A 24,399-nucleotide genomic window follows, 5' to 3' on the forward strand; every position below is an offset into this window, starting at 1 on the left:
GAACCGAACATGAGATCAATCAACCGGCGAGTTTTCCACATTGATGATTGACGCGAAACGCCATTCCGGCTGAACGAAGCCTAGGAAGCGCATCTATCGTCGCGGCAACCTCCCATCTGCCCATCACCTGCGGCAATCCCATTGAGGCAAGTCGCTTCGAAAAAACTCTCAACCATCCATAAGGCAATTAAGAAGGATTTTTCTTTCCATTTGCGGTATTGAAATTGCTTGTATATTTTTTCCAAGCTTCCATCTCATAGCTTTTAAAGCTAGGTAACTTACCCGTATTAAAGTACGCAGTTTTGATTGCATCAAAGTTATCTGGATCGGATTGCTTCATAAAATCAACAAACTCCCCATTCCATATCGTACACGTAACATCTTCTTTATGACGCCCCCCGCTTTCATCATTATGATACTTTATGCCAACCACCTTTATAAAATAACCAGTCTTATAGGTACTTTCTGGATATAATTTTTGAAATATTTGACAAGCAAAGTAATCAGTAACATTTTCATCGAAATTATTTCTCCCTGTATCACCATCTTTACATGCTTGAAATCCTGCTGCGTCGTGAGATGCGGCATGAAGGCTTTCATGCACAATGGTACTGCGAATTCTATCAATATCAGGAGCTCCATCCTCACCTTCATGAAAGTATGCTGGATGATCATTAGCCAAATAAATTCCATTTTCATTTGTTTTGCCTAACGGATTTGCACCGAGGGGTTCCACCACTTCTGTATTTAATATTTCCGCAACCTCTTTCAGACTGGCATCATTGACTTTCAGCTTCACATCAACACCTAGCGTATCTTTAATCATCCGCTCAAGATCATTGACATTCACATAATCTGAGAAACTCCATGAATTGGTTTTTTTCACATTATCGTGCCCATGCGGAATAACTACATTTTGTGCTTTATAACTGGAAACCAAGTCTTCTTTTAACTTATTTAGCTGCTTTGTCTGTTCCCATGAAAGCCCTTGAGATTCAACAGGTTCTGGTGCTGGCGCTGCACTATGGATTCCCGATCTTCTCATGATCAAGATGGCTTCATCCATTTTTTTATTTCCAATCTGGGATATTGCTGTTTTATTTCCATTTAACTCGACCATGCCACTAGTCGGTGTTGCAGAATGATCAGAAGGTGCTGCGCTTCTTGCTCTTTCCGCAAATAGTTTTGAAATATTAGCCGTCATAATATTTACTCTCTATTGATTTTACATGCTCATATCTTAGTCAATTTTTATAGATCTGAAATTAATTCCTAACAAGTATTCCTCTCCCACCCCTCCATCCATGAAACGAGTCTCGATAACCCCTCCTCCAAGTAGATCTGTTCATTTTTGGCCTGATCCAAATTAACATAGGCCACCAATCCAATACTATCGATCCAGCCTAACGTAGGCTCTTCATTGAATACAGGATTAAGAGTCGTTGAAAAAAATTTTTCAACCCAAGACTGAGTGATCACACTTGGAACTTGAGCTTGAACTTGTAAAATCAGAGTAATCTGTTGACGCCAAGCGGTTTTACATATCGTAATTGGGATGCGATCCCCCAGCAATAGATGGCACAGCCCATTTTCATTAAACTGCATGGCCGGCAATTTATTTCGCTGGCAAAATTCAGCCAGCGCCAGTTCCAAGTAATCATTAATCATTTTTCACCATAGCAAGCAAGGTTAAAATCACACTCCAAACCTAACACCACTCCTGAAAAATAACTTGCAAATTTCGCTCACAAATCAACCAGCGCACATTCTAGTGCCACAAAAAAATCCCACGCAAGCGACATAGGCATTACTATACCGTATTGAAACCGATTACAAGGGACATCTACACTCACGATCATAAAAACCAGCCATCCACACTCAACCCAAAAAATATATTTATATTATCAGTCGGCCACTTACTAACTAAAGCCAAGCTGAGTTATTTACTGAAATCTTGACAAGTTCGCTTTAAACTTATTTAATATATCTGCAGTCTCCCCCAGTGATCGACTATGCATTCTGCAAAAATCATTATGGCGATAGATAGCATCATCTAAAACAACACCAATCTCTGCCAAGGTATTTTTTTCCAAAATCATGTCCTTGGCAGATTTTAATATCTCCGCCTTTCCCCTTGTTACCCTACTAAGACTTTGCATCTTCTTATCAATAACAGGACTCAACTCCTTCGCCAAATGGATCTTAAAATCCAATGCCATTCTAGAATAGGCTGCTTGCGTCCCTAACATTGAAACTCTATCAAGCATCATTTTTTCCAATCCTTCTGGAAAATGCGGCACACCTTCTCGCACCAATATAAACTGATCCTGGCTTGCAGGAATATCTTCTATTTTAAAACCCTCAATTCCGCCCAAGATGTCACGCAATTTGTTTATCGCTTCAACATTGTCACTCTTATTCAATTCAATAAATTTTAAATTTACCGCACTCACCAACTCATCCACCCCTGCGCCTCTCATTTCTTTTGATACGTTAAATCTAACTACGCCACTTCTTTCGTCCCAACGCATATCAATCACCCCTTCAAATGCTTCTTTTTTCTTGTCAAGCTCTTCCAAAAAATTTGGCACATTTTCAAACTTCTCCCTGACCATTACATAAGCATCATCCACTGCCGACATCAGCGTATTATTCGCCTGTCTTGAATAATCAGGCGAACGTATCAATTGCAATCCTCCTCCGCCAACCACACTCGCCGCCACTCCCAAATAACCTCTCAAACACCAACCTATCCCCATAGCTACGGCTGATGAAGCCATGGGGTGCTCTTCGGCCATGTCAATATAATGCTGCGCATCCAAAGGCAGGGCTTCATATATATCACTTGCTTTTTCTAAAACTTTATCTCGAGCCCCCGAAATAAAACCATCTATCTTCCCCTTCCCGCTTGAGGCCAGATTCGCAACACTGTCCCAGCGATTAGTAGGAGTATATTTCTTTGCAGCCTCTCCAAAATCGAGCATGAGTCCTCTTGCTTTCGCCTTGCTCAATCGCAAGGAAATTTGACTCGCACCCAAATTATCAGCCAAGCAAACTCCTGTTCTCTCCTCATGGTGATACAATCTAAAAAACGGTGATTTAACAACAGCCATCTTAATGGCCGATTCTAAACTCTTAGCATCACCTTCATGACACTCCTTTAATGCGCCATCCATAAACTTTGCCAAATCTGCCACGCCAATATTGCGCACATTATCATTCAACACAGACAACGAGGGAATTCCATCTTGATCGGTGCCGACTGTATAAAAGCTGGCCAATTTGCTGCTCACTGCATTGCACAACGCACCGGCATCTTCTTTACTTGGATATCCCGCGTAAGACCAGCCCTTTTCAACAACTCGGTCAATAATTCCAGGAGGTTGACTCATACCCATAAGCCTACCTAATCCCTCTACCTCATTCTTAACTCCTGATAGAAATATCAGCTTGGATTCATCTATCTCATTCAATACTTTCAGCTCTCCCAGCATCTCTTTGAAACATCCCACTGCCGAGAAAAGTATGTCTTTTACATCACCCTCGCCAACTTTCTCATACTCGCTCGCCACACTTTCACCAAATTTTTTTATTGCAGCCTGCGCTAATAAATTAGCACTATCAAATTCAGTCACCGCATGAAAAACATCTTCCGGACAAAAAAGCACCAGACTTTGCAAGCTAACCATCAACATAGTCTTCTGAGCTAACATTAATCTATCGGTGAACTCGCCGGCCCCCCCCTTTCCAGATTTATGAATCACTAAATTTTCAAGACATGAATCACCGGTTGTGATATTTTTTTTTATGATCGAAATACACTCCGTCGCCCCCGGATCAACACTGAAACGCGCTCGAAAACGAGTCCAGGCTTCCATAACCTTTTCATCATCCAAGTGTGCAAAAATACATTCTTTACTTGGACGCCTGACCAATAGATCTCTTAGCTCTTGAGCAGAACCATTTCCTAATGCATTTCTCTCCTCTCCCGCCGAGGCGGCTACTCGAGCAGATCCATGATTTACACTCACATCCGTGGCAGTGTGTCCAATATTACTTACTAGTGTTGAACCTGATCCTACTCTCATCGAAGCACCCTTGTATTTTTAACCCAAGCTTGTTGATTAACAATCCCACCCAACTCTTCGCGCTTTCTTGTATTGGAAAAAAATACTTGACGCTCCAACTCAGATAAGGCAATAAAAACCGCATCAAGCCCGTCATCCAGACATTGATGCAACTCTTCCTGTGCCAAGCCCGTCAAATTTATTGATTTACAAAAATACAGCTTATCATCATCCTCATTCACAGCAAGGCCACCTTGAAATTGCAGTTGCCTCCAGTTAACAACCAGGGCAGCCTCAAACAAGCTCTCCCTATTTTCTATTTCAACATCCAGAATAGCCGTCAATAACAGACGTCCAAGAGAGAGGTGAATGAAAAACTGCTGTGTGCCAGAAAAAAAACTTGCAACACCAGCCTGATTAAACTGTATGCCAGGGACGTAGTTAGATAACCACCCCTCAACATCATCATTCAAATAAGAAATATCCCGCACCGCTATCCCCTTTATATGAATTGATTCACACATTTCCGCGTCTGCAGAAACACTGGATTCCATGCATTCGGCCGTCCTGAATGCATGGGCTGTTGACATTTTCGATTGCTGACATAAACAACCACCTTCGCATTCATGTCCAAACTCTAGCCAAAAGCATGTGCAGGCGCCTTAAACGCGTTGCGCCAAAAGAACTTGCACAAAACGCTCACAGCCTTCTTCGCACACTCATCCGTCCGCAAGCTACCCATTGCCAACCTTACCCACAAAGGATAACATGTTTGCTATGATATACATCATAACGAACTTTTTATAAAAACACATCAGCGCATCCTGCGCCGCCTTTAGCAGGAGATCAAAATGGTTAACAAGGACGGTTTCATCCACCGGCAATTCGTCTTCGGCGACTTCATCCTGCACTTCGACGGCAGGCTGACGCACTGCGGCCAGCCTGTCGGCGTGCCGCCCAAGGAATTGGCGGTGTTGACAGCGCTGCTGGAAGCGGCGGGCGAGCTGGTCAGCAAGGACGCCTTGCTGGAGCGAGCTTGGCCAGGCGGCGAGGTGAGCGAAGAATCGCTGACCCGCTGCATTTGCGCGCTGCGCCGCATCCTGCTGGAGAACAAGGAGCAGCGCTATATCGATACCGTATACGGCAAGGGATACCGCTTTTGCCGGCCGGTGGCGGTGGTGGCGCGCCAGGAGGAAACGATAAGCTCCGCATCGGTGGCGGTGCTGCCGTTCCGGGCAGAGGGCCAACTGGATACGCAGGCGCTGCATGGCGCGCTGGTGCAAAATCTGGTCCGCTACCTGCCATTCGGCTTGCGGGTCTTGCCTGCCACGCTGACGCGCGACTGCCAAAGCCTGAGCGACCTGCAGCTGCTGATGGAGCAGCTCTCGCCTGACTACTATCTGGCCGGCCAGGCGCAAGGCGAAGGCGAAGCCGCCATGCTGCGCGTGGAATTGATCCGCTCGCCAGGACATCAGCTGGTGCATCACGAAAGCATCGCCCTGGCCGGTTTGCACCCTGCCGCGCTGCAGGCGCGGCTGAGCGACTTGCTGGCTCGGCAAATCGCCGGCCAACGCGGAGATCAAACCCGCGAACTGGACTCGCTGGGCTCCGCCATTCCCTATCTCAACGCCATGCGCGAGCTGCAACAGCACACGCCGTCCAGCCTGCGCCGCGCGCTGTCGCAGCTGCACCAGTGCGTGGAGCGCGCGCCAGGCCACGCGCCGTCCTGGCGCGCCTTGGCCGAATGCTATCTGGCGCTGGCGCAACTGAGCTTGTTCGATCAAGAGCAGGCGATGCGGCAGGCCAAGGCGGCAGTGGACAAAGCGGTGGAGCTGGACGCCGCCCACCCGCAAACCCTGGGTTTGCTGGCCTTGCTGGGCAGCCTGCGCGGCGAATACGCGCTGGCCGATGCTTTGCTGGAACAAGCCAGGCTATTGGCTCCGCAATCGGTGGAGCTGCATTACTACCGCGCCTGGCATTTATTCCTGGCCGGCCGGCTAGAACTGGCGCAAGGCGCGCTGGACGCCAGCCTGGCCCGCGACCCTTCGCGCATCGCGCCAGGCATTCTGAAGCTGTGGCTAACCTTCTACCAAAGCCGCATCGACGAAGCGGTGACGCTGGGGTACAGCCAACTGCGCCGCTACGGCCAGCAGCATCCGGTGCTGCAAAACCTGTTGGCGCTGATGCTGTCGCAGCAACAACGCCATGACGAGGCGCAGGAACTGGTTCGCCAAGTGCAAGAAGCCGGCGAAGAAGACGGACTGCTGGAAATCAACCGCCGCTGCGTGGAATACGCTCGCACTGGCGACAACGCCCGGCAGTCGGCGCTGCAAATCGACAGCCGACAAGTGCGCGCCAGCCTGCTCCCGCTAGTGCTGGCGCGTGAAGGCCGCGAATCCGCCATCGTCTTGCTGCGGCAGTTGCAAGACGGCGGCTACCCATGGCTGGCCGCCTGGCGGCACGATCCGCGCCTGGCCGAGCTGTTCCGCGAACCCGACATGGCGAATGATTATGATCGCGCCAGCGGCTTTTGATCGGGTTTCCATCAGGAAGCGCGGCGGCGGCTCGCTTAGAGTAGCCGCCATGAACCAATCGAGACGACAGGCCTGAGCCGCTCCATGTCCGCCGAGACCCCATACACCATCGACACTGCCGAATTGACGCTGCGGCTGCTCAATGGCCCATTGCGCGGCTGCGAGTTTCAACTGCCTCCCGGCAAAACGCTATTTGTGGCCGGCGCCGGCGAAACGCTGTCCGACCCGCGCCAAATGCCCGAGCTGCCCGCCGATGCGATCTATCTGCCCTGGCAAGAAGGCGGCGTTAATTTCGAGATCCTGGTCGGCGAAACCGTCACGCTGCGCGAACTGGGCCACGACGATGTGGCTGAACGCGAAGCACCGCTCAACCAGCGCATCCGGATAGGCGGCTTGGAACTGGCCTTGCGCTCCGCGCATATGGACTGGGGGCCGGAGGTTTTGCGCCAGCCTCAAAGCGGGCCGGAAAGCTCGCCCTCGCGTCCTCTCCGAACCGGACCGAACCGCTGGGCCTGGCTGGCGCTGCTGCCGGCGATCGGCGGCCTGGCGTGGTTGGCGCTGGATTTGCTGGTAGCGCAAAACGCGCCGCAGCGCCAGACTGAGCAACTGTCAGAATTGCTAGGCGGCGACAGCGCGCGCTTTGAAGTCATGCAGGGGCATGACGGCCTGCTTTATGTCGCCGCGCAGAACGAAAGAGACCGCGCCTGGGCCAGGCAAGCAGCCTTGCGCGCCGATTTTCCCAATCCGCCGCAAGTGATATTGGCCGGCCTGGAAAACGAAAGGCTCAGCCGCTGGCTGGCCGCCAGCCATCCCGGTTTGGCGTATTTCAGGCTGCAGTTGCGCGACCCGCGCCACCCCAGCCTGTGGATCAGCCGGCAACGCGCCGCGCTGCCGGCGCCGGAGATGCTGCGGCTTCGCGCCCAGTTGGCGGAACAACTGCCTTATGCGGAACGGGTGGACATCACGGAGATGGATGACAGCGAGGCCGCCAAGCAGGCCGAGGCCGGCCTGACCAGCCTGGCGTTGCCCTTCCGCCGCCAGAATCAGCCGGACAGCGTCACTTTCGTCATTTCCGGCGAACTGGAAGACGGCGCGCTGCAACGCGTCCGCCAGTTCATTGACGGCTACACCCGCCAATGGGGCAGCCGCTATGCGCAGTTCGATATCGAATTGAAGGACGACAAGCTCAAGGGCAAGTCCTTCCTGTACGGAGACCAAGGCTATGTCAAACAAGACGCCGGCCATTGGTTTTTTCCAAAAACGCTCTAAAACAGAAGGCAAACGAACATGGACCCAACTGCAAATACTACATACTATATCGACACCATACGCAGTAGTTTCGATCAAACCACAGGTCTTCAAGGCAAGGTCGACAGCGCGTTGACAGCACTCAAAAACGCGCCATCCGATCCGCAGAAGCTCGCCGAATACCAGAGCGCGCTGTCGGAATACAACCTGTACCGCAACGCGCAATCCAACGTGGTAAAGGCCTTCAAAGACATCGACGCCGCCATCATCCAGAACTTCCGCTAACCGTCCGAGCCGGCAATGCCGCCGGCCCTCATAAGGAGACGCATCATGTTTCCCGTTTCAGGCGCCGCCGCCACGCAAACGCGCGACATCAGCGCCAGCCTGCACCAGCCGGTTTCCTTGGAAGACCGGCTGGTGCGCGCCTTCGCAGAATCCGCATCCGCCTCTGATGTGGAAAAAGAGCAGATCATGCAAAAGGTCGAACAGGCCAAATCGCTGGCCGATCCCGCCGCGCTGTATCAATTGCAACTGCGCACATCCAATTACAACCTGGAAGTGTCCATGCTCAGCACCCTGGCGCGCAAAGGCGTGGCGGTGGTGGAAAGCCTGTTGCGCGCATGAGGCTGCCGCTCGTCAAGGCCGCCGCGCTGGCGCTGCTGCTCTGCGCCTGCCAGCAAAAGGAATTGCTCAAGAGCCTGGATCAGCAGCAGGCCAACGAGGTGATCGCCGTGCTGCAAAGGCACAATATCGAGGCGGACAAGCAGGACAAGGGCAAGGGCGGCTACAGCATCGTGGTGGCGCCGCCCGACTTCGCCGCCGCGGTGGACTGGCTGAAAACCTATAACCTGCCCTCGCGGCCGCGGATGGAGGTGTCGCAGATGTTCCCCGCCGACGCGCTGGTTTCCTCGCCGCGCGCGGAAAAGGCGCGGCTGTACTCGGCCATCGAGCAAAGGCTGGAGCAGTCGCTGCAAACCTTGGGCGGTGTGCTGTCCGCCCGCGTCCACATCAGCTATGACCTGGAAGCCGGCGAGGATGGCCGCCCCGCGCCGCCCGTGCATATCTCGGTCCTGGCCATATACGACCGAGACGCCGACCCGGCGCCCATGATCAACGACATCAAGCGCTTTCTGAAGAACAGCTTCGCCGAAGTGGAATACGACAATATCTCCGTCGTGCTTTCGCGCCGCGACGAGGCCCAGCAGCAAGCCGCCATCCAGCCGCAGGCCTATCGCCCATCGGCTTTGCCGTTTTTGGCGGGCGGATTGTGCCTGGCGGGCTTGATTGCCGCGGCGGCGTGGTTCTGGCTGCAGCGGCAGCGATCCGGGCAAGGTCCGGCGCATGGCTAAACGCGGGCAAGCCGCCGATGCGGATGCGGCCCAAATGAAGCCGGAGTGGCGGGCCATCGTGTTCGACCCGCTCTCTTATATCTCTCCGCAGCGCCTGGCCTTGCCGCCCGGCCTGGCCAACCCGCAGTCGCGCGCCATCGTCAACGATATGTTGATTGATGCCTACAGCCTGGACACGCGCCTATCGGGGAGCGAGATCAGCAACCCCGCCCAAAAGTTCTTGCGCCACTGGCCGCGACTGCCGCAAGCCGCCTATCTGATGGGCTGCCAAACCTTGCGCGCCGAGCTGTTGCGGCAAGGCGCCATCTTGCGGCTGCCGGTCTGGGCGCAAGCGTTTGCCCGGCTGCCACTCGGCACCGCGCCTGGCCGCGCGTCCGGATCGCGCGTCAGCCACCGGGACCTGACCTGCGCCGGCTACCTTCACTTGCTGCGCTGGCGCGACTGGCTGCCGCCCGCTTTGGCGCAGCGCCTGCCGCTGTTGTTTCCGCCCATGGTCGATCGCCTCGCGGCGACGGGACAAGCAGACGCACAGTTATTGACTTTGGCCTTGCAACAGGCCGGGAGACACCCTTTTGCCCCGCCAAGCAACCCCGATTGAAAACGCGCTGATCCGCCAGTCTCATCTCAAGACACTGCGCCGCGGCGACGCTATCGAAAAAGCGGCGCGGCGGCGCGCGCGGCAGATTGTGGACGCGGCGCAGGCCGAGGCCGAGACATTGCAAAGCCATGGCTGGCAGGCCGGTTACCAGGCGGGCATGTTGCGCGCGCTGGACCAGGTGGCGGCCCAGCTGGGCGACTATCAAAGCCAAGCGGCGCGCTGGCAGGCGCGGCTCTCGGCCGAGGCCCGCGACATGCTGACCGCGGCGGTGAACCATCCCGACACCTTGCTGTTGCTGCTGGATGAATGGCTGCAAAGCCGGAACGGCTCAGCGCAAGAACAGGTTTTGCATTTGCTGTTGCCCAGGCGGGCCAAGGGACGGCAAGCCGAGCTGATGGCGCTGTTGTCCGATAACTGGCATGGCGCGATTCAGATCGATTATCACGACGATGAGCGCTTCATCATGCGTTGCGCCGATCAGGCGGCCGAATTCTCGCCCGAGCAATTCGTCGGGCCGGCCAGCCTGCATCTGCGGCAACGCCTCCATACCCTGTCCCGAGACTGCGCCGGCCTTTCCGCCGCGGCGCTCAGGCAGTTCCATCTACAACTCGAAGCCAGGCTGCAGACCTTGTCGCAGGCTGCCGGCGTCGATCAACAGGAGTCGGAATCATGCTGACCACCCAAGCCGCCGGCGGTTGGCCGGCCGCCTATTCGCCTTCGTCCATGGAGCCTGTCACGCCTCTTGAGCTCAGACTCTCCGGCGACGGTCCGGCGGTCGACGACGCCAGCGCCCAAGACAAGACCGAAGCCTTGCTTTCGCCTTTCCTGGCCGCCTTGCGCCAGTCGCCGGAATTGGCGAATCCGCGCGGACAGTCGCTGCAAATGCGGGCCAACGCGGTTTCCAATGCGCTGCGCCAATGCCGGGCCGCGCCGGATCAGCCCCCCGCCTGCGCGACCGTGGAGCAACAGCAGGCATTATTGCGGCGGGCGCTGAAGCAGACCGCCCAAGACGATCCGCTGCGAGCGCCCTTGAATACCGCTTTGATGAATGCGGTCAACCTGCAGTCGCAAATGAAGCAATGGATGCAGGATGTCATGCTGTCAGACGGCACGCCGCCGGAAATGCAGGACTGGTGACCGCGACAGCGGCCATGAAAAAGGGAAGGCCTGGGCCTTCCCTTTTTCATCGGCAACGCCGTTTTAGGTCGGCGACGCCCGCGCGATGACGGCCTCGATATGGTCATGGAAGCTTTCCCGGCGAAAAAGCTGCCGACGGCCGCACTCAAGACGCAACAGCCAATCGCCTTCTGGCAAGCGCGCCTCTATCCACCCCTCTCCAGACGCCAGGCGCAGCCGGTCTCCCACGGCGGGCGCATAGGCCGCCAATGGCGCATAGTAGGCCGCATAGCCGCCAACGATATCGCAATCCGCCTCTATGGCTGCGCGCATTTCCAGCTCCCATCCCGCCGATGCGGCGGCCTGAAGAAATCGCTGGGCATCTTCGCCGATCAGATACACCCGCTCCGGCCCCATGCGGCAGCGCCCATCCTCGATGCGCTCGCTCAAGCCTGATGCAATCAAATCAGCGCGCACCACCCCCAGCCATTCGCCATTCGCATCGCGCAGCGGCTGCACGCCGACTCGCCGCTTCTCGCCGTCCAGGGCCGGCATATGCGCGCGCGGCATATCGATGGCGCTCTCCGCCCAGCATTGCCTCCGCTTGGCCTCGTCCCGCGCCAGCCAGTCTTCCACGCGCAAGGCTTCGCGCTGCAAGAACAGCAGGAAGACGCCTTCCGCGTCGGCTGCCTGGCCATCCAGCGCGCCAGCCTCAATCGCCTGGCCAGCCCACGCGGCAAAGTCTCGATGGATCGCCTCGTTGGTTTGCGGCAAAACGTCCTGGCAACCATATGCCGCAACCAGCGCATTTTCCAGCTCAGCCGGACTGAACAAGGACACCTCCAGCTTCAGGGCGGCTCGGGCGGCTATCTGAGCCTGGCTGGCCAAGTCGCCCGCCGCGCCCTCCCGCAGCAAACCGCTCTCCATCCGCGCGTCTTCCATCTTCTGCCGGCGCGACCAAGTCGCGGAGGCCGTCCGCACCGCGGACAGGATATCTTCCGCCATTCGCGCGGCGCGCAAAGCCAGCCGCGGCTCCTCGGCCAATTTTGTCCGCCACTCCGCCAACGCCGCGCGCCAGGGCAAATCCACGCCGCCCTCGACTTCCAGCATATCCAAAAGCAGAAACGCGGCGATGGCGATGCTTGCGGCCATCAGCGCTGGACTGGCGGCCAGCCCTATGCCGCAGGCCGCCAAACCCGCCAGCCGGTAGGCTTGAGCGCCGACATCATCCGCCCCTGGGCCGCCTTCACCCTCAAGAGCCAGTTCCGACGTCATGAAATGCGCTTCGCACTCCCGCTTGACGACATCCAGCAGTAGCGATGGATTTTCCTGTCTCTTCGCCGCGCGTTCCTGCCTAGGCAAGCCCTGCGCATCCGCGGCCTGGAAGACGGAACAGCCCTTTATCGCATAGGCGGCTGGCTCCGCGCAGCCTGAAACCCGCTTGGCGAACAACGCCAGTCCGGCTTTCGCCCCCGGCGCCAGGCTCATGCCGCGCGCTTCTATCTGGCTTAGCGTCAGCCAACGCGAATCGCAGCTGCCAGGCGATGCGGCGAGCGACAGCATCAGGTGGTTGAGCCCGCGGTAAATGGCGCCGGAAACCGGGTTGAAATGCCGCGCCGCGCCGCGGCCCGGCCGGCGCAGTCTCGCCATTCCTTCCACGGATGACTCGATGTGCGCCGCTATCTTGTCCGCCGCTTCCCGCGCATAGCCGCGCATCCTCCACGCCCTCCCCGCCATCACAAACGCTCCGGCTGATACAGCGCAAAGATAGCGCGATGCCAATTCTCGGCGCGGCGTCCGCTCATCGACGCCAGCGTTTCCAGACCGGCGAGATACTCGGCGGCTATCTGCGCGAATACGGCATCCTCGCCGGAGTCGGCCGATCCGGCCGCCGCGGCCAAGTCCTCCATACCGCAGGGGTCGAACTCGACCTGATAGTCCTCCGCCAGCAGCAACAGCATGCCCATCCTCTCCACGGCCCGCGACAAGAAAGGTACATGCGACCAGCGCGCATCCTCCTCGTCGCTCTCCGGCGCTTCGGCCTCCGCAGCCAGGCCCAGTTGCGCCCGCTCCGCCTCCGAGAAGGCGTCGACAGGCGTTCTTAGCGGAAATCCCTCATCCAGCATCATGCCATCCATGTCAAACCATATTGAACATCGCCAGCCCTTTCGCCCCTGGCCATCGACAACCAGGCGAACAGGAGATCACGCGCTGGCGGCGACAGGACGCAGCGGCGGCGACGCTTCGCGCCCTACATCCAGGCCCCGGTACAGACTTTCGATATCCAGACCCGACGAGGTCGGCGCCATGGCCGCTATCCTGGCCAGCGGCGACACCGCCGAGGCTGCGGCCAGTTCCTCCCGCTCCAGCGACAGCACCGGTATGGCATCCGTCACGCCCAGCGCGTCCATGCTCAACTTATCCGCGGGATGGGGCGGCATATCCAGCATGGCGATCTGCTCCACTCGCCGCACCATGCCGGACAAGGTCGAGCCTATGTCTTGCCTCAGGGTATGGCGATAGTTGACCGTGCCGCTCACCTGCGCGGTCGGCATCAGCAGCACATGATCGGCGTAGATATCCCCATCCAGATTGCCCGCCACCACCACCACCCGCGCATGCAAATTGCCATCCACATCGCCGCCCTGGCTGACGATCACGATAGGGTCGCCGCCCGCCACCGCGCCATTCGGCATCAGATTGCCGATGACTCGCCCGGAAATCTTGACGCCTCGACCGATATAGATGTCGCCATGGATTTCCATATCGATTTCGATCAGGGAGCGGATCTGCTCGCGGGTGATGGTGGGCGAGCTTCCTTTCAGCGTTTCGCTGATGGCGTCCTCGGCCAGGCTGCGCGCCGGCGCGGCGGCAAGCGGGGGCGCGGCCTCTGCCGGCTGCGGAGTTTTGAGTTTGCTGGCGGCATCGTCGCCCAACAGCATTTTCGCGAAAAATTTACGCATGATATGTCCTTGTTTATGCCAGTCGCCTGGCGCACGCCTCGCTATCCGAGAGCTAGAGCCCCGCCTTGTAGCTGCCCCTGTCCGTTTCAATCAGCTGCGCCTGCTGGTCGATTCTCTGTATGACCTCGCTTCCCCGGAAGCGGTCGCCCACGCGCAGCTCAATCATCTCGCCGCCGGCTTTTCTCACCCAGACCGAGGTCGAGGACATGCCCACCACCTTGCCCGCGTCATGCGCGGCTTGCGGTTTGGACGGGCGCGCCCGCCCATGCCCGCGTCCGGACAATGCGTGGAGTTCCTGTTCGAGCTTGGCTACCCTATCCTCCAGCCGCTCCAGATCCGCTCCCGGCTTCCGCGCGGCTTGAGAAACGACGGCAGGCTGCCGCGCCGCCAGACTTTGCGGGGCAGAAGCCATGACTGGCTTCGCGCTCGCGCCGGCATTGGCCGGATGCGCCTGCAGAGCGGGCGCCGCGGCCGGCATGGATGCCTGCGGCGCAGGCGCGCGCTTGTCCAGCACGATGGATACAGGCGGCTTTGCCGCCGCCTCTAGCGGAAGCGGCGGATATCCGGAAAACTTTTGCCATAGAAACAGCCCGGCGGCCGCCAGCGACAGCCAGGCAATCAAGACCAGCAAAATGATCTTGCGGTAATCGCGCTTAGGCCGATGCGGCTCGGCCTGTTTTCGCGCAGCCTCTTCGACACGCCCGCCCATCTCCGCCATGGGCGGCTCCAACGCATCGCCATCCAGCGCCAAGCTTTCCGCCTCGCCAAAGTCCTGACCTTTACGCATCGCAAGCATCCATTCATCATTCCGGTTAAATTATGTTATATTAAGATACATACTTAATCAAACATTTTGTCAAAGTGATGGATTGGCAATCCACAATCCTCCCTCCGCGCAAAACACAGCCCTCCCGAGTGGGAAAGCCATGAAGCATTCTTTGAAAAATCTCGCCTGCCTATCCTCGCTCATCGCCGCGCTGCTGGCTGCCTTCTCCTGGCTGGGCCTAAACGCTTCACCTGCCGGCAAGAGCGCCGCCGCATTGCTGCTGCTAGGCATGGCGCTGGGAAGTTTTTTAAATGTGCTGGTCCATCGGCTGCCCCTGATGCTGGCGCAGCGCTGGCGCCAGGAGTGCGCGGACTATATGGGCCTGCCCATCCCCGACGCCGCCGGGCTCAGCTTGCGCCATCCGCGTTCGCATTGCCCTTCCTGCCTCGCCCCTCTGCGCGCCTGGCAGCTGATTCCTTTGTTGAGCTATGTGCTGCTGCGCGGCGAATGCGCCGCCTGCGGCGCCAGAATCAGCTTGCGCTACCCCCTTGTGGAAACCGCCTTCGGCTTGGCGTCCGCCTGGATAGGCTGGCGCCATGGGCTAGATGGGCGCGCGCTGGCGGAAATGACTTTTCTATTTCTGCTGGCCGCCCTGGCCCTCATCGACCACGATGCCCAGCTGCTGCCCGATGTTCTGACTCAAGCGCTGCTCTGGCTAGGCCTGGCGTGCAATATTCCAGCGTTATTCGCGCCGCTGCGGGACGCGGTCCTCGGCGCCATGGCCGGCTACTTGGCCATGTGGGCGATAGCGGCCGCCTTTCAGGCTTGCGCGGGAAAAAGCGGCCTGGGCAGAGGGGATTGGAAGTTGATGGCGGGAATGGGCGCCTGGCTGGGATGGCAGACTATCCCGTTGATCATCGCGCTCGGCGCCCTCAGCAGCGCCATCTACGGCGGCGCGAGAATCCAGCTCAAACGCATCGATGGCAGCCATCCGCAGGCATTTGGCCCGCACCTGATCGCCGCGTGCCTGATCGCTCACTGGAAGGGAAAGGAAATCCTGGCTTGGTATCTGGGCCTGGCCATGTCTTTCTGAACCCACCCGCCTCTTGCGCCAAATAAAAAAACCCGCTTACGCGGGCGGGAGCGATCGACTGCGGGCATCCTTCATCACATCGGACGGCGCCTCTCCGCAGAGCAAGCGCCTGAGCAAGCCTTGCTCGAACTCGCCCAGCACCGCCATTCTCCTCGCCACTCTATCCGCCAGCCCCTTGGCGCAGTGCGCCTCCTCCAGCGTGATATTGATCATCAAGTCCTTGCGATACTTGGCATTGCCGCGCATGCGGAAGAAATCGAGCAAATTGCGATCAATCGCCGCGGCGCTTGCGGCGTCGACGCCGGCCCCAGACACAGCGGACGATGCCTTGTGACGACCTCGCCCATCCACAGGCACAACTTCCAGCGGCGCGATGGCGCTATCCACAACCATCCTCGTCAGCGACGTGTGGCCAGCCACCGCGGCCCGGCGCACCGCCGCCGCGTCCAGCGCGGTAATGGAAGCATTGCTCATTGGAAACAAGGCAGCCAGCGAGACATCGCCAAGCGCATCGCCATCCGCCAACGCCACCGTGCGCAAAAAGAATTTCGCGACATTGCTTTCCGTCATCGACGGCGGCGGCGCGCCATCGACAAAGGCCTGGGCTTTCCATTCCTCAAACTGCCGCTGCAATGCTGACGGCACCTCACCCCGAAAATAGTACGCTCGCAATTCTTCCGGCAGAACAACCGCAAACTGACGTTCATACACCGGTATGTTCACCGTAGACATTTGTCACACCTTATTGCGCTAGATACGCTCATCACCGAATGACACCCTGCTCTTTGAGGGCAGGAACCTCCCCCTTCGCGACACGCTCCATGCGGGATTGCAACGCGATGAGCTGAGGCAAGCTGGTCGCGGCGGAAACCGACAGGCTGGGCATGGCCGCCCGCTGCAGCATCGCGGCCTCCACATCGCTATTGGCCACCACAAATGCAACGATGGGATCGCGGTCCGGGGAGTGCGTTTTGGAAAAACCCACCACGACAAAAACCTGCGAAGCCGGCACCGCGCCCCCCGCCCGCGGAGCGCCCCCTTCCTGCATCAGACACGCCTCCTCGCCGGATGCGATTCGGTTCATATAGGCGACATAACGTCGCACTTCAGTCAGGCTCATTGTGCCAGCAGGCTGAAACTGAGGCATGCAACGCTTCGCCAAGCTGGAAGCGACCGCCGCCGTCTCGGCTATCACATAAATCGAGGCTGACGCGAATGCCTTCTTCAACTTTGTCCAATAACCAGCCACCAAAAATACGCGCCCGTCATCATACATTTCATTCCCTCACTCAGTTTACTTGAGTAACCTAAGCTCCCAGGCACCGCCAGGCGGTTACAGTTTCTTTTAGTTTCATTACTACTAGAGTGTACCACAAGGCTTAAAAAATTCATTTTCACGCAGAGCAGACTTGCCCCGGCATGGACAAGCCACGCCTGGGCAAAATGACCAGCCCGCTTCACGGATCAATGCACAGTCACACACTCCCGACCTCCTCGATAGTCAAGTCCGGAACCCGGCGAACTTGAGTCTACGCAAATTAGTGCAAATAAATACAGTTCATTTTCATACTAAATTGATGTAGTCTGGGCTTTCCGCCCCAAACCGCAGACCTCCCCGGCCTCCCTTGAGCCCAAAACACTGAAGCAGCCGAGCAAGAAAGCCAGACTATAACGCTCGATAAATATTGAATTGCAGCCATTCAGACATTCGCTCCACCCAACGAATGAACTCAAAGGCGCTGCCCACCAGTCCTTGCAGCTCCTCCTCCATCGCAGAATCCTGCCCATCCTGCGCCGACCAGCAAATCGCCGTTTCCAGGCTTTGAATCAAATATTCCTTGATACAGATCCTGCGTCCAAGCTCACCGGCATCCTCGCGGGTCAACACGCCAACCGCCATCGCCTCATCAATCAAACAAGTCAGCAGCAGGGTTTTTTGCGCAATGTCCTTCAGCACCGCTTGTATTTTCCTCATACCAAACCTTTTCACCCTTCCGACCCTATCCAGGGGTAGCTTCAGCAACAACTCTAGGATCGACATCCCGGCTGCACCCCGCTTGGCGCGCTCCAAACGCCAACCGTCATCCTCGCCATCAAAATCGCCCATGATTGGAACTTGCCGCCCGTCATCACGGAAAAATGACTATCAAACAGCATGATATTTCCCACCCCAATCCTGAAGCCAATGCCGTCGTCAACTCATTGCTCATTTAATAATTTATTAAGATACATACTTTAACACAACTTTTTATTAAAAAACGCTCAATAATCCACAGGCAAAACCCAATACTTCTTCAGGAAGTGACATGATTAGCAAACCGGCATTTATTACTAGGCTTATAGGTAAAACCAGCAGGATCCAGCCGTATCATCGTAGCAATGCGAACACACCACCCTTCTTTCAAAACATTCCAACCCGACTTTTATTAATTAAATTATTTAAAATAAAATATTTTATTATTTAAAATAAACCAAACAGCCGCCAAAAACCCGTGATGCGCATAATCCACGCCATCGACAATAAAATTATTTGGAATAAGCAAATAATTATTAGCGATATAAAAAACACGCAAACCATTCGGCCTGCAAGTCATTGTCATTAAAAAAAACTCATGGCTGATGAGCTGTTCGCGCTCATCATCAGGGTGGAGTCGAGGGGGAAGGGGAAGAAAACGGCGCCGCAAACGGCCTTGCTTGGCCAAGCGCCCAACTAGAGGGAGGTTTCGTTCAAACAGTCATACACGCTGAGGCGGGGAGGCTAACGAAACCCCCGCATGACCCGCGCAGCCGAAGCCACCTGCTCCCGGCTGCGCGATATATTCAGCGCTTCCTGCCCTGGCTTGGATCATTGCGGCGCCAGGATCATCGCACGCATGTCGCTACGGCTTTCCAACAGCCGTTTTCCGCCGCCCCTGTCCAGATATACCAGCCTTCCTTGACAGACAAGTCGATGGGATGCTCTTCCTGGCGCGATTTGTTTTGATCAGAACTGGGCCGCGGGACATCATAGAAGCTCAAGGGCGCGCTCTCTTCTGGCGCGAAGGTGAAGTCCTTGTAATTCCGCTCAGGCTGGCCTGGAACCAGGAAGTTAGGCCAACGCGTCACGTAGTAACCGCCGGACAAAAGCCTGAAGCCCGGTTTGCAATAAGCGACTGAAACTTGCGAATCGGTCCGCTTATCCACATTAAAGCCGCATGCCTCCACCGCGCCGGACTCCGTCGAGGTTTCGCTGAAGCCAGGCTGCCCCCACCTTCCTCCCACGCAGGACAGCACCGTGCCTTCGCCCGCCCTCATGGCGATCAAGCCATTGGATTGGCAAGGATCACCCTCGCGCACGCCGCTCAACTGGACATACTCCCCTGCGGATATGCGGTCTCCAACCTTGAGCCCCCCCTGAACATCCGCGCTTCCCGCGATGCTTGCGGAGCGGTCGACGGTCAAATCCCTCCCCGCATGGACATCATTGCCGGCGTTGACCCCATTGGTCGAGAAAACATCCCCCATCCGCAATGCGCCGCTGCCTTTGATGTCGAAACGGTCCATGTTCAAATTTCCCGTCATCGGACGAGAACCGTCGCGCCGGAGAAACATATCAAGATCCGAGCGCAAATAGCCGCCCCGCACCGCGACGATTCCGCCCTGGTTCGCCACAGGATTGTCCAGTTTCATGCTCATGCTGGCGGGCGGGCCGTCCGGAAATTGCAATTTGCTCTTATCAGGCAGCAAAGCCACGCCGCCATTCTGGCCTATGATTTGCGCGGCCGCGGCCGCGGCGACATAGTCCACATTGTCGGCGACCGATGGGTAGGGCAGCAGCAATGGCTTATCGACATAGGTCAAGGCATTGACATTGCAGGTGTCCATCACCAGGCATGACCCGCCCGCAGGCGACAAGGCAATCCGATAGCTGCCGCCAGGCACCGGCGGCTTGTCGCCGAAACCGCTCAAGCCGGCGATCCTGGCGATTTCCGCCGCGGTGGGATGGGTGACGTCCGCCGCCAAACTCGCCCCATCCACGATCAAAGGCTGCGCGGCTCCCGGATGATTGATCCAGGCGTCGGCGATTTGAGGATGAAAGCGGACGACATAGCTGTTCACCCCCTTGCCCAGTTCCGCCAGCGCGCCGCCCAGTATCTGGCCGCGCGCCACCCGCCACTCATTGACCTGCCGCACGCCAAGATAGGCCAGACACATGCCGATCAGCGCCACCGCGATCGCCAAGGTCACCAGCAATTCACCTTTCTGCTTCCGGCGCATCACATGCTCCTGATCTGGATATTCCTGCGCCGCTGCAGATCCACCTCACCCTCCAGCCTGGCGTATTCGCCTTTGCACAGAAATTGATACAAATCCTTGCGCTCGCGCGTGTCCAAGGAAGTCATCTGCGGCACGCCGGCATCCAAACGCTGATGGAACACCATGCGCAGCGAGTCCGCGACAAACTGATCGGCCTGGGTTTCTCCGCCGGCCCGCGCCAGAGACGCCAGCCGCCTGAGGGCCGAGGGGATATCGCGGGAGTGGATGGTCGATAGCACCAGATGGCCATCGACAGCGATGCGCAGCAGCTCGGCGGCGCTGTGCGCGTCGCGCACCTCGCCTATCATCAGCATGGAGCGGTCGCGGGCGGGAAAGGAGCGCAAAGAAGTGGTGATCGCCTCCGCGAAGCGCCGGTCGAACTGGACTTCGCCACCCATGGCGCTATCCATCACATCGATCTGCGTGCAATAGCCCTCGCCATGCCAGCCTTCGATGACGATTTCCACCGGATCCTCCACCGTCTGGGCGAAACCGCCGAACTTCTCCAGCCGGGACACCAGCATGGCATTCAAAGTGGTGGTCTTGCCGGAGCCGGTCAAACCGGAGAACAGCACCAGCCCCCCGCTCTTTTTCAGCTCATCGGACAGCATCATGCTGACGTGGCAATCCAGCAAGCGCAGCTCAGGCAGCTTGGGCGCGCGGTTCATCACCAGCCGGCAGGCATAGCGATAAGCTTGCATGCGCTGCACCCGCCAGCGCATGCCCGCCGCCGTAACGGTGAAGCCGGAGCGCTGGCCTACCTCTTGCTGGCCCGCCAGCACGGCCTCCGTCAACTTGAACAGAAAACCCTTGTGCGCCTCGCCAGGCTGGACCTGGCCGGGAAACAGCACGCTGGATTGCCAGTCGCGGACATGCAGCTGCACATCGCTAATAATCTCTTGACTCTTCATTATGATTTCTTCCGAAGCGGCCCCGCCTTACAGGCGAGGCATCGCGTCTCACTTGGAAAAGTCCAGCGTCAGATCGACTTTCTCGGTCTTATTGCATTGCGTGCCCAGCGCGGCGACATCCAGCGGCTTGCCGCTAGACATGTCCTTCACTACCTCGGCGCCGACCGAGATTTTGGCGAACAGCGACTGCACATTGGGCACCAGCTTGGCGCAGGCCTCTTTCGAATAGCCCTTGGAGACGATTTCTATCCCGTCTTTAGAGCCATACACATCGGCAGCCCCCCATGACACATCGCCGCCGAAGCGATTCAAAATCTTGTCGCTGCCCACCACCCGGTCCGCCGGCGATAGCTTGAGATTGACCGCCACCTCGTTCTTAAGAGAGCTGACATCCGCCCCGCTGCCGTACACCCTCAAGGCATTGGAAACCGATTGCTGGATATCCGAAGTCTCGGAATTGACCTTGATATTGGTCATCACGGTCGGCACCACCAGAAAGCCCACCGCCAGAATGAAAGCGATGATGCCGACGGCGACCGACAACTGAATCAAGTCGACGCCGGCTTGATCCTTGAGGGAACCGCGCGGCGCAGCCTGCGGCTGAATAGGGAAAGTACGCATCTTGCACTCCATAAAGTTAAATAAAGTTACTACTTAAACAAACAAATAATCCTCAGAATCAAACTGATTTCACCCTCCGGTCGTCATCTGCTGAATCTGGTTGCCCGCCTCCAGCGCCGTCATCATCATCCCGGCGATGGTCAGCAAAATGAAGCCACCCACCATCACCACCAGCAAATTGCGGATGATGGCCGAGCGCTCCGCGATTTTCACCGAGATCTCTTCTATGGTGGTCAAGCCGATTTTGCGGATGCCGTCTTCGAAATTGCTGCGCTCGGAGTACTCCGCGATCCGGTCAAAAATGTCCTCGGAAAACAAGCCGGTATCCATCGCCTTGAGCAAGCTGCGGTTGGCGGTAAGGGAAACCCGGATCCGCGCCAAATGGCCGCGCATCCACGGCGTGGCGCCCCGCTCGAGCAACTGCACCGCTTCGAACACGCCGGTATTGGCTTGCGACAGGGCCGCCAGCGAAACCAGGAACTCGCTGGCCTTCAAATCGCGGTATAGCGAATAAGGCAGGCGGCGATCCAGCCGGCTGCGCAAAGGCCCGCTCCAGCGCGGCAAAGACCAGAAATAAGCGCAGGTCAAGGCCGCAGGCAGCCCATAAATCAAATACCAGTAATCCCGGATCGCCGCCGACAAGTAGTAAAGCACCTTGCCGACCATGGGAAAGCGCTCCGGCGGCATGATCTGCTCCATGATGGGCATCATGCCGAGCGCCACGCCGACCTGCACGCCCGTCATCAGCAACAGCAGGAAAATGGGCAAGGCCACCGCCAGCTGGATCGCCTTGGCATTCTTTTCGCGGATGGTCACCACCTTGGCCAAAAAACGCAGCGCCTCTGGCAGATCGCCGCGCTCGCCGGAGCCGATCACCATCAAATCATCGGCGGGGATGGTGCCCTCCCAGGTGTCGCGCAGATTCATCGAGGCCGCCCGCTGCCGCCAAAAAGCGAACAGCGGCGCAATGGGATTGCCCCGCTCTCGCGCCAGGGCGAACTTGCGCGAAAAGAGCTCGTAGGGATTCGCCCCATCTTCGATGGAATCCGCCAAATCGCCATAGAATTTCGAGCGCGACTTCATGAATTTTCTTTTGGCCCGGGCCAGCCCGGCATAGGCGGGGTCCGAGCCTGCTGCTGCCCGGCCCAGAGCCCTCCAGCCGTTCAACATGCCGCCCCTCCCGCCGCCAGATAATCCACCCTGCCCTCTGCGATGTCCCGCAGCAGCCGCGCGCGTATCCGCTGGTCCGGCCGCACGCCCTGGTCGGCCAACTCGTCGGCCATGGCGGCATCCAATTCTTTCTGCAACAGGCGGCCATCCCAGACTTCGCCATACCATGCTTCGCCGGCATAGCCGCTGCCGCAGCATGGCGTCTTGACATTGCGCGTGCGGGCCTTGCTCCAGTCCGCCCCACGACCATGGGCGCCTGCATCGGCCATGGCCGCGGCCGCCAGCTCGCCGTCCACGGCTTCCGAACAGCGCGGGCAAAGCATGGCGGCCCTTGCCGTGCCTACGCCGAACACAAGCCGCCCCTTCGCCCAGCCCGTCCGCGCCGACAGCAGCAACATCAGCATCGTTTCGATGGATGCCCGCTTGTCGGGATAGACAGCCAGAACCGGACGCGTGATGGCCTGCAGCGTGGCCGGCCCCGGCGATATCAATAACTGAGGCAAGCCGTCAACAGCATGCTCCGACACCGCGATGCCTCGCTTCCACGCCTCGCCGATCAAGGCATGCGCCATCGGCAAGGCCATTTCTCCGGAAACGAATACAATCGCGCCCGACCGGCGCAATTCCTTCATCACCCGCGACACCTCATCGGCATCCTCCATGCCGAAGGCGCCAAGCGGCGCAGGCTTGCCCTTAGGCCATGCCGCGCCGCCGACCGACGCCGTCCAGATGGCGGCGGCATCCCGCGCCGCCGCCCCTCCCTTCGACTCCATGAAGCCCGCCGCGCGCTCAGGCGCCAGCGTGGCCACCGCTTCCAAACCATGCGCGGATTCCAGCAACAGCAGCCTGCCGCCATCCGCCATCGGCGCGGCATAAGCCTGAGTCGCGTCGGCTACGCGGAAAGCGTAGTCGATGTCCTGCTCTGCAAGAATCTCTTCCCAGAGAAAACGCCTGACAGCCCAGCGATACGCGTAGGCAGCCAGCGTCAGCACCCGACACGCCTGGCCGGAGGCCTCCATTCGGCTCTTGATGTCCGCCACCTCCGGCATGGCCGCATGCCTCTCGCCATCGGCCACCACCAGCGCGCCCACCCCAGACGCCTCGCCAGACAAGCAGAAATAGCCATGCCGCCCCAGCGAGCCGCATCCTCTCAGCGGCTCAGCCAGGCGGCGCCTGGCATCCAACGACAGCGCCGCCAGCTCCGCAAATGGCTGGCAATGCGTTTCAACCGGCCATAACTGGGCTGCGTGGGAGGCGTAATAATCCGCATCGAGGAGACCCAGGACATCCAGATTGCGGAAGACCTGCCGCGCGTCCTCTCCCAGCATGCCTCTCGCCGCCGCCTGGCGAGCCCAAAGCGGCGCGGCCATCTCGTCTTGATGCGGACGCTTGCCGCCGCCGTCGGCGAAAGGCGCGATCGCTTCCCGGTAGCCCATGTCGAAAGTTTCTTCCGCGCCCGAGCTTTCCCCCCGCACCTCGCGCGTCACTCGCTGCAGCCAGGCCAAGCGCTCTTCGCTCAATGCCTCGGCGCGCTTGTCGATCTTGGACTCTGACGGCGCGACCACGCCGCGCAGGCCTCCATCCGCATCGGCCAACACCCCGTCTGCCGCGGAATAGTTTCCCCACGCGCCATCGAAATACAGCTGTTCGCTGTTCATGCTTATTCC

At 58.0% G+C, this 24,399-nt stretch carries 26 protein-coding genes; 9 read left to right on the plus strand and 17 right to left on the minus strand.

Annotated features, from left to right (window positions below):
• Nucleotides 1–187 precede the first annotated feature (187 nt).
• The 4 genes from NKT35_RS21615 to NKT35_RS21630 form a co-directional block, all read right to left on the minus strand.
• Nucleotides 188–1,204 carry a hypothetical protein gene (locus tag NKT35_RS21615; RefSeq protein ID WP_254297188.1) on the minus strand — a complete coding sequence of 339 codons (1,017 nt, stop codon included), beginning with the start codon at nucleotides 1,202–1,204 and terminating at the stop codon, nucleotides 188–190.
• Between the two features lie 68 nt (nucleotides 1,205–1,272).
• Complete coding sequence (locus NKT35_RS21620; RefSeq protein ID WP_254297190.1) at nucleotides 1,273–1,668, minus strand: CesT family type III secretion system chaperone; 396 nt, start codon at nucleotides 1,666–1,668, stop codon at nucleotides 1,273–1,275.
• A gap of 275 nt (nucleotides 1,669–1,943) precedes the next feature.
• Nucleotides 1,944–4,088 (minus strand): hypothetical protein, encoded by a 2,145-nt coding sequence (locus NKT35_RS21625; protein WP_254297192.1) that lies wholly within the window; start codon nucleotides 4,086–4,088, stop codon nucleotides 1,944–1,946.
• On the minus strand, nucleotides 4,085–4,621 hold the full coding sequence (locus NKT35_RS21630) for a type III secretion system chaperone (RefSeq protein WP_254297194.1): 537 nt from the start codon (nucleotides 4,619–4,621) through the stop codon (nucleotides 4,085–4,087). Before NKT35_RS21630 ends, NKT35_RS21625 begins: the two co-directional genes overlap by 4 nt.
• Before the next feature lie 297 nt (nucleotides 4,622–4,918).
• Here NKT35_RS21630 and NKT35_RS21635 point away from each other — a divergent pair, with 297 nt between their 5' ends.
• The 8 genes from NKT35_RS21635 to NKT35_RS21670 all read left to right on the plus strand — a co-directional run bounded on the left by NKT35_RS21635 (nucleotide 4,919) and on the right by NKT35_RS21670 (nucleotide 10,933).
• On the plus strand, nucleotides 4,919–6,601 hold the full coding sequence (locus NKT35_RS21635; protein WP_254297196.1) for a HilA/EilA family virulence transcriptional regulator: 1,683 nt from the start codon (nucleotides 4,919–4,921) through the stop codon (nucleotides 6,599–6,601).
• A gap of 84 nt (nucleotides 6,602–6,685) precedes the next feature.
• The gene (locus NKT35_RS21640; RefSeq protein ID WP_254297199.1) at nucleotides 6,686–7,870 is read left to right on the plus strand and encodes a PrgH/EprH family type III secretion apparatus protein; all 1,185 of its coding nucleotides are present in this window, start codon (nucleotides 6,686–6,688) and stop codon (nucleotides 7,868–7,870) included.
• Between the two features lie 18 nt (nucleotides 7,871–7,888).
• On the plus strand, nucleotides 7,889–8,134 hold the full coding sequence (locus tag NKT35_RS21645; RefSeq protein ID WP_254297201.1) for a type III secretion system needle complex protein: 246 nt from the start codon (nucleotides 7,889–7,891) through the stop codon (nucleotides 8,132–8,134).
• Nucleotides 8,135–8,179: 45 nt separating this feature from the next.
• Entirely contained in the window at nucleotides 8,180–8,473 is a 294-nt protein-coding gene (gene sctI, locus NKT35_RS21650; RefSeq protein ID WP_254297203.1) for a type III secretion system inner rod subunit SctI, read from the plus strand.
• Nucleotides 8,470–9,198, plus strand: a complete 729-nt coding sequence (locus NKT35_RS21655) for an EscJ/YscJ/HrcJ family type III secretion inner membrane ring protein (protein ID WP_254297205.1) — start codon at nucleotides 8,470–8,472, stop codon at nucleotides 9,196–9,198. Before sctI ends, NKT35_RS21655 begins: the two co-directional genes overlap by 4 nt.
• Nucleotides 9,191–9,796 (plus strand): type III secretion apparatus protein OrgA/MxiK, encoded by a 606-nt coding sequence (locus NKT35_RS21660; RefSeq protein WP_254297207.1) that lies wholly within the window; start codon nucleotides 9,191–9,193, stop codon nucleotides 9,794–9,796. The genes NKT35_RS21655 and NKT35_RS21660 overlap by 8 nt, the downstream gene beginning before the upstream one ends.
• Entirely contained in the window at nucleotides 9,771–10,472 is a 702-nt protein-coding gene (locus tag NKT35_RS21665; RefSeq protein ID WP_254297209.1) for a hypothetical protein, read from the plus strand. Before NKT35_RS21660 ends, NKT35_RS21665 begins: the two co-directional genes overlap by 26 nt.
• Nucleotides 10,466–10,933 (plus strand): hypothetical protein, encoded by a 468-nt coding sequence (locus tag NKT35_RS21670; protein ID WP_254297211.1) that lies wholly within the window; start codon nucleotides 10,466–10,468, stop codon nucleotides 10,931–10,933. Before NKT35_RS21665 ends, NKT35_RS21670 begins: the two co-directional genes overlap by 7 nt.
• 63 nt (nucleotides 10,934–10,996) lie before the next feature.
• On the opposite strand, the gene NKT35_RS21675 is transcribed toward NKT35_RS21670, so the two are convergent.
• The 4 genes from NKT35_RS21675 to NKT35_RS21690 form a co-directional block, all read right to left on the minus strand.
• Complete coding sequence (locus NKT35_RS21675) at nucleotides 10,997–12,649, minus strand: ArdC-like ssDNA-binding domain-containing protein (RefSeq protein ID WP_371926405.1); 1,653 nt, start codon at nucleotides 12,647–12,649, stop codon at nucleotides 10,997–10,999.
• A complete protein-coding gene (locus tag NKT35_RS21680) occupies nucleotides 12,649–13,050 on the minus strand; it encodes a hypothetical protein (protein WP_505190932.1) in 402 nt (133 codons plus the stop codon). Before NKT35_RS21680 ends, NKT35_RS21675 begins: the two co-directional genes overlap by 1 nt.
• A gap of 66 nt (nucleotides 13,051–13,116) precedes the next feature.
• Nucleotides 13,117–13,875: a bactofilin family protein gene (locus tag NKT35_RS21685; RefSeq protein ID WP_254297216.1), complete on the minus strand. Its 759-nt coding sequence runs from the start codon at nucleotides 13,873–13,875 to the stop codon at nucleotides 13,117–13,119.
• Between the two features lie 52 nt (nucleotides 13,876–13,927).
• Nucleotides 13,928–14,626, minus strand: a complete 699-nt coding sequence (locus NKT35_RS21690; protein ID WP_254297217.1) for a hypothetical protein — start codon at nucleotides 14,624–14,626, stop codon at nucleotides 13,928–13,930.
• Between the two features lie 175 nt (nucleotides 14,627–14,801).
• Here NKT35_RS21690 and NKT35_RS21695 point away from each other — a divergent pair, with 175 nt between their 5' ends.
• The gene (locus NKT35_RS21695) at nucleotides 14,802–15,734 is read left to right on the plus strand and encodes a prepilin peptidase (protein WP_254297218.1); all 933 of its coding nucleotides are present in this window, start codon (nucleotides 14,802–14,804) and stop codon (nucleotides 15,732–15,734) included.
• A gap of 36 nt (nucleotides 15,735–15,770) precedes the next feature.
• On the opposite strand, the gene NKT35_RS21700 is transcribed toward NKT35_RS21695, so the two are convergent.
• From NKT35_RS21700 to NKT35_RS21740, 9 genes are all read right to left on the minus strand, one after another.
• Entirely contained in the window at nucleotides 15,771–16,466 is a 696-nt protein-coding gene (locus NKT35_RS21700; RefSeq protein WP_254297219.1) for a hypothetical protein, read from the minus strand.
• 31 nt (nucleotides 16,467–16,497) lie between these two features.
• The gene (locus NKT35_RS21705) at nucleotides 16,498–17,010 is read right to left on the minus strand and encodes a hypothetical protein (protein WP_254297220.1); all 513 of its coding nucleotides are present in this window, start codon (nucleotides 17,008–17,010) and stop codon (nucleotides 16,498–16,500) included.
• Between the two features lie 390 nt (nucleotides 17,011–17,400).
• Nucleotides 17,401–17,841 carry a hypothetical protein gene (locus tag NKT35_RS21710; protein WP_254297221.1) on the minus strand — a complete coding sequence of 147 codons (441 nt, stop codon included), beginning with the start codon at nucleotides 17,839–17,841 and terminating at the stop codon, nucleotides 17,401–17,403.
• Between the two features lie 328 nt (nucleotides 17,842–18,169).
• A complete protein-coding gene (locus NKT35_RS21715) occupies nucleotides 18,170–18,436 on the minus strand; it encodes a hypothetical protein (RefSeq protein WP_254297222.1) in 267 nt (88 codons plus the stop codon).
• Between the two features lie 160 nt (nucleotides 18,437–18,596).
• The gene (locus NKT35_RS21720) at nucleotides 18,597–19,991 is read right to left on the minus strand and encodes a hypothetical protein (RefSeq protein ID WP_254297223.1); all 1,395 of its coding nucleotides are present in this window, start codon (nucleotides 19,989–19,991) and stop codon (nucleotides 18,597–18,599) included.
• On the minus strand, nucleotides 19,991–20,941 hold the full coding sequence (locus tag NKT35_RS21725) for an ATPase, T2SS/T4P/T4SS family (protein ID WP_254297224.1): 951 nt from the start codon (nucleotides 20,939–20,941) through the stop codon (nucleotides 19,991–19,993). Before NKT35_RS21725 ends, NKT35_RS21720 begins: the two co-directional genes overlap by 1 nt.
• 48 nt (nucleotides 20,942–20,989) lie before the next feature.
• Entirely contained in the window at nucleotides 20,990–21,562 is a 573-nt protein-coding gene (locus tag NKT35_RS21730; protein WP_254297225.1) for a type 4 pilus major pilin, read from the minus strand.
• A 69-nt stretch (nucleotides 21,563–21,631) separates the two neighbouring features.
• Nucleotides 21,632–22,645 carry a type II secretion system F family protein gene (locus tag NKT35_RS21735; RefSeq protein WP_254297226.1) on the minus strand — a complete coding sequence of 338 codons (1,014 nt, stop codon included), beginning with the start codon at nucleotides 22,643–22,645 and terminating at the stop codon, nucleotides 21,632–21,634.
• Between the two features lie 80 nt (nucleotides 22,646–22,725).
• Nucleotides 22,726–24,390: a hypothetical protein gene (locus NKT35_RS21740; RefSeq protein WP_254297227.1), complete on the minus strand. Its 1,665-nt coding sequence runs from the start codon at nucleotides 24,388–24,390 to the stop codon at nucleotides 22,726–22,728.
• Nucleotides 24,391–24,399: the final 9 nt, after the last annotated feature.

Source organism: Chromobacterium sp. IIBBL 290-4, from assembly GCF_024207115.1.
Lineage (GTDB): Bacteria > Pseudomonadota > Gammaproteobacteria > Burkholderiales > Chromobacteriaceae > Chromobacterium.

What these genes read in the sequence shown, in the direction of transcription:
- NKT35_RS21615 (WP_254297188.1), bottom strand. Translation starts at nt 1,204, where the DNA reads ATGACGGCTAATATTTCAAAACTATTTGCGGAAAGAGCAAGAAGCGCA.
- NKT35_RS21620 (WP_254297190.1), bottom strand. Translation starts at nt 1,668, where the DNA reads ATGATTAATGATTACTTGGAACTGGCGCTGGCTGAATTTTGCCAGCGA.
- NKT35_RS21625 (WP_254297192.1), bottom strand. Translation starts at nt 4,088, where the DNA reads ATGAGAGTAGGATCAGGTTCAACACTAGTAAGTAATATTGGACACACT.
- NKT35_RS21630 (WP_254297194.1), bottom strand. Translation starts at nt 4,621, where the DNA reads ATGGAATCCAGTGTTTCTGCAGACGCGGAAATGTGTGAATCAATTCAT.
- NKT35_RS21635 (WP_254297196.1), top strand. Translation starts at nt 4,919, where the DNA reads ATGGTTAACAAGGACGGTTTCATCCACCGGCAATTCGTCTTCGGCGAC.
- NKT35_RS21640 (WP_254297199.1), top strand. Translation starts at nt 6,686, where the DNA reads ATGTCCGCCGAGACCCCATACACCATCGACACTGCCGAATTGACGCTG.
- NKT35_RS21645 (WP_254297201.1), top strand. Translation starts at nt 7,889, where the DNA reads ATGGACCCAACTGCAAATACTACATACTATATCGACACCATACGCAGT.
- sctI (WP_254297203.1), top strand. Translation starts at nt 8,180, where the DNA reads ATGTTTCCCGTTTCAGGCGCCGCCGCCACGCAAACGCGCGACATCAGC.
- NKT35_RS21655 (WP_254297205.1), top strand. Translation starts at nt 8,470, where the DNA reads ATGAGGCTGCCGCTCGTCAAGGCCGCCGCGCTGGCGCTGCTGCTCTGC.
- NKT35_RS21660 (WP_254297207.1), top strand. Translation starts at nt 9,191, where the DNA reads ATGGCTAAACGCGGGCAAGCCGCCGATGCGGATGCGGCCCAAATGAAG.
- NKT35_RS21670 (WP_254297211.1), top strand. Translation starts at nt 10,466, where the DNA reads ATGCTGACCACCCAAGCCGCCGGCGGTTGGCCGGCCGCCTATTCGCCT.
- NKT35_RS21675 (WP_371926405.1), bottom strand. Translation starts at nt 12,649, where the DNA reads ATGGCGGGGAGGGCGTGGAGGATGCGCGGCTATGCGCGGGAAGCGGCG.
- NKT35_RS21680 (WP_505190932.1), bottom strand. Translation starts at nt 13,050, where the DNA reads ATGGATGGCATGATGCTGGATGAGGGATTTCCGCTAAGAACGCCTGTC.
- NKT35_RS21685 (WP_254297216.1), bottom strand. Translation starts at nt 13,875, where the DNA reads ATGCGTAAATTTTTCGCGAAAATGCTGTTGGGCGACGATGCCGCCAGC.
- NKT35_RS21695 (WP_254297218.1), top strand. Translation starts at nt 14,802, where the DNA reads ATGAAGCATTCTTTGAAAAATCTCGCCTGCCTATCCTCGCTCATCGCC.
- NKT35_RS21700 (WP_254297219.1), bottom strand. Translation starts at nt 16,466, where the DNA reads ATGTCTACGGTGAACATACCGGTGTATGAACGTCAGTTTGCGGTTGTT.
- NKT35_RS21705 (WP_254297220.1), bottom strand. Translation starts at nt 17,010, where the DNA reads ATGTATGATGACGGGCGCGTATTTTTGGTGGCTGGTTATTGGACAAAG.
- NKT35_RS21710 (WP_254297221.1), bottom strand. Translation starts at nt 17,841, where the DNA reads ATGGGCGATTTTGATGGCGAGGATGACGGTTGGCGTTTGGAGCGCGCC.
- NKT35_RS21720 (WP_254297223.1), bottom strand. Translation starts at nt 19,991, where the DNA reads ATGCGCCGGAAGCAGAAAGGTGAATTGCTGGTGACCTTGGCGATCGCG.
- NKT35_RS21725 (WP_254297224.1), bottom strand. Translation starts at nt 20,941, where the DNA reads ATGAAGAGTCAAGAGATTATTAGCGATGTGCAGCTGCATGTCCGCGAC.
- NKT35_RS21730 (WP_254297225.1), bottom strand. Translation starts at nt 21,562, where the DNA reads ATGCGTACTTTCCCTATTCAGCCGCAGGCTGCGCCGCGCGGTTCCCTC.
- NKT35_RS21735 (WP_254297226.1), bottom strand. Translation starts at nt 22,645, where the DNA reads ATGAAGTCGCGCTCGAAATTCTATGGCGATTTGGCGGATTCCATCGAA.
- NKT35_RS21740 (WP_254297227.1), bottom strand. Translation starts at nt 24,390, where the DNA reads ATGAACAGCGAACAGCTGTATTTCGATGGCGCGTGGGGAAACTATTCC.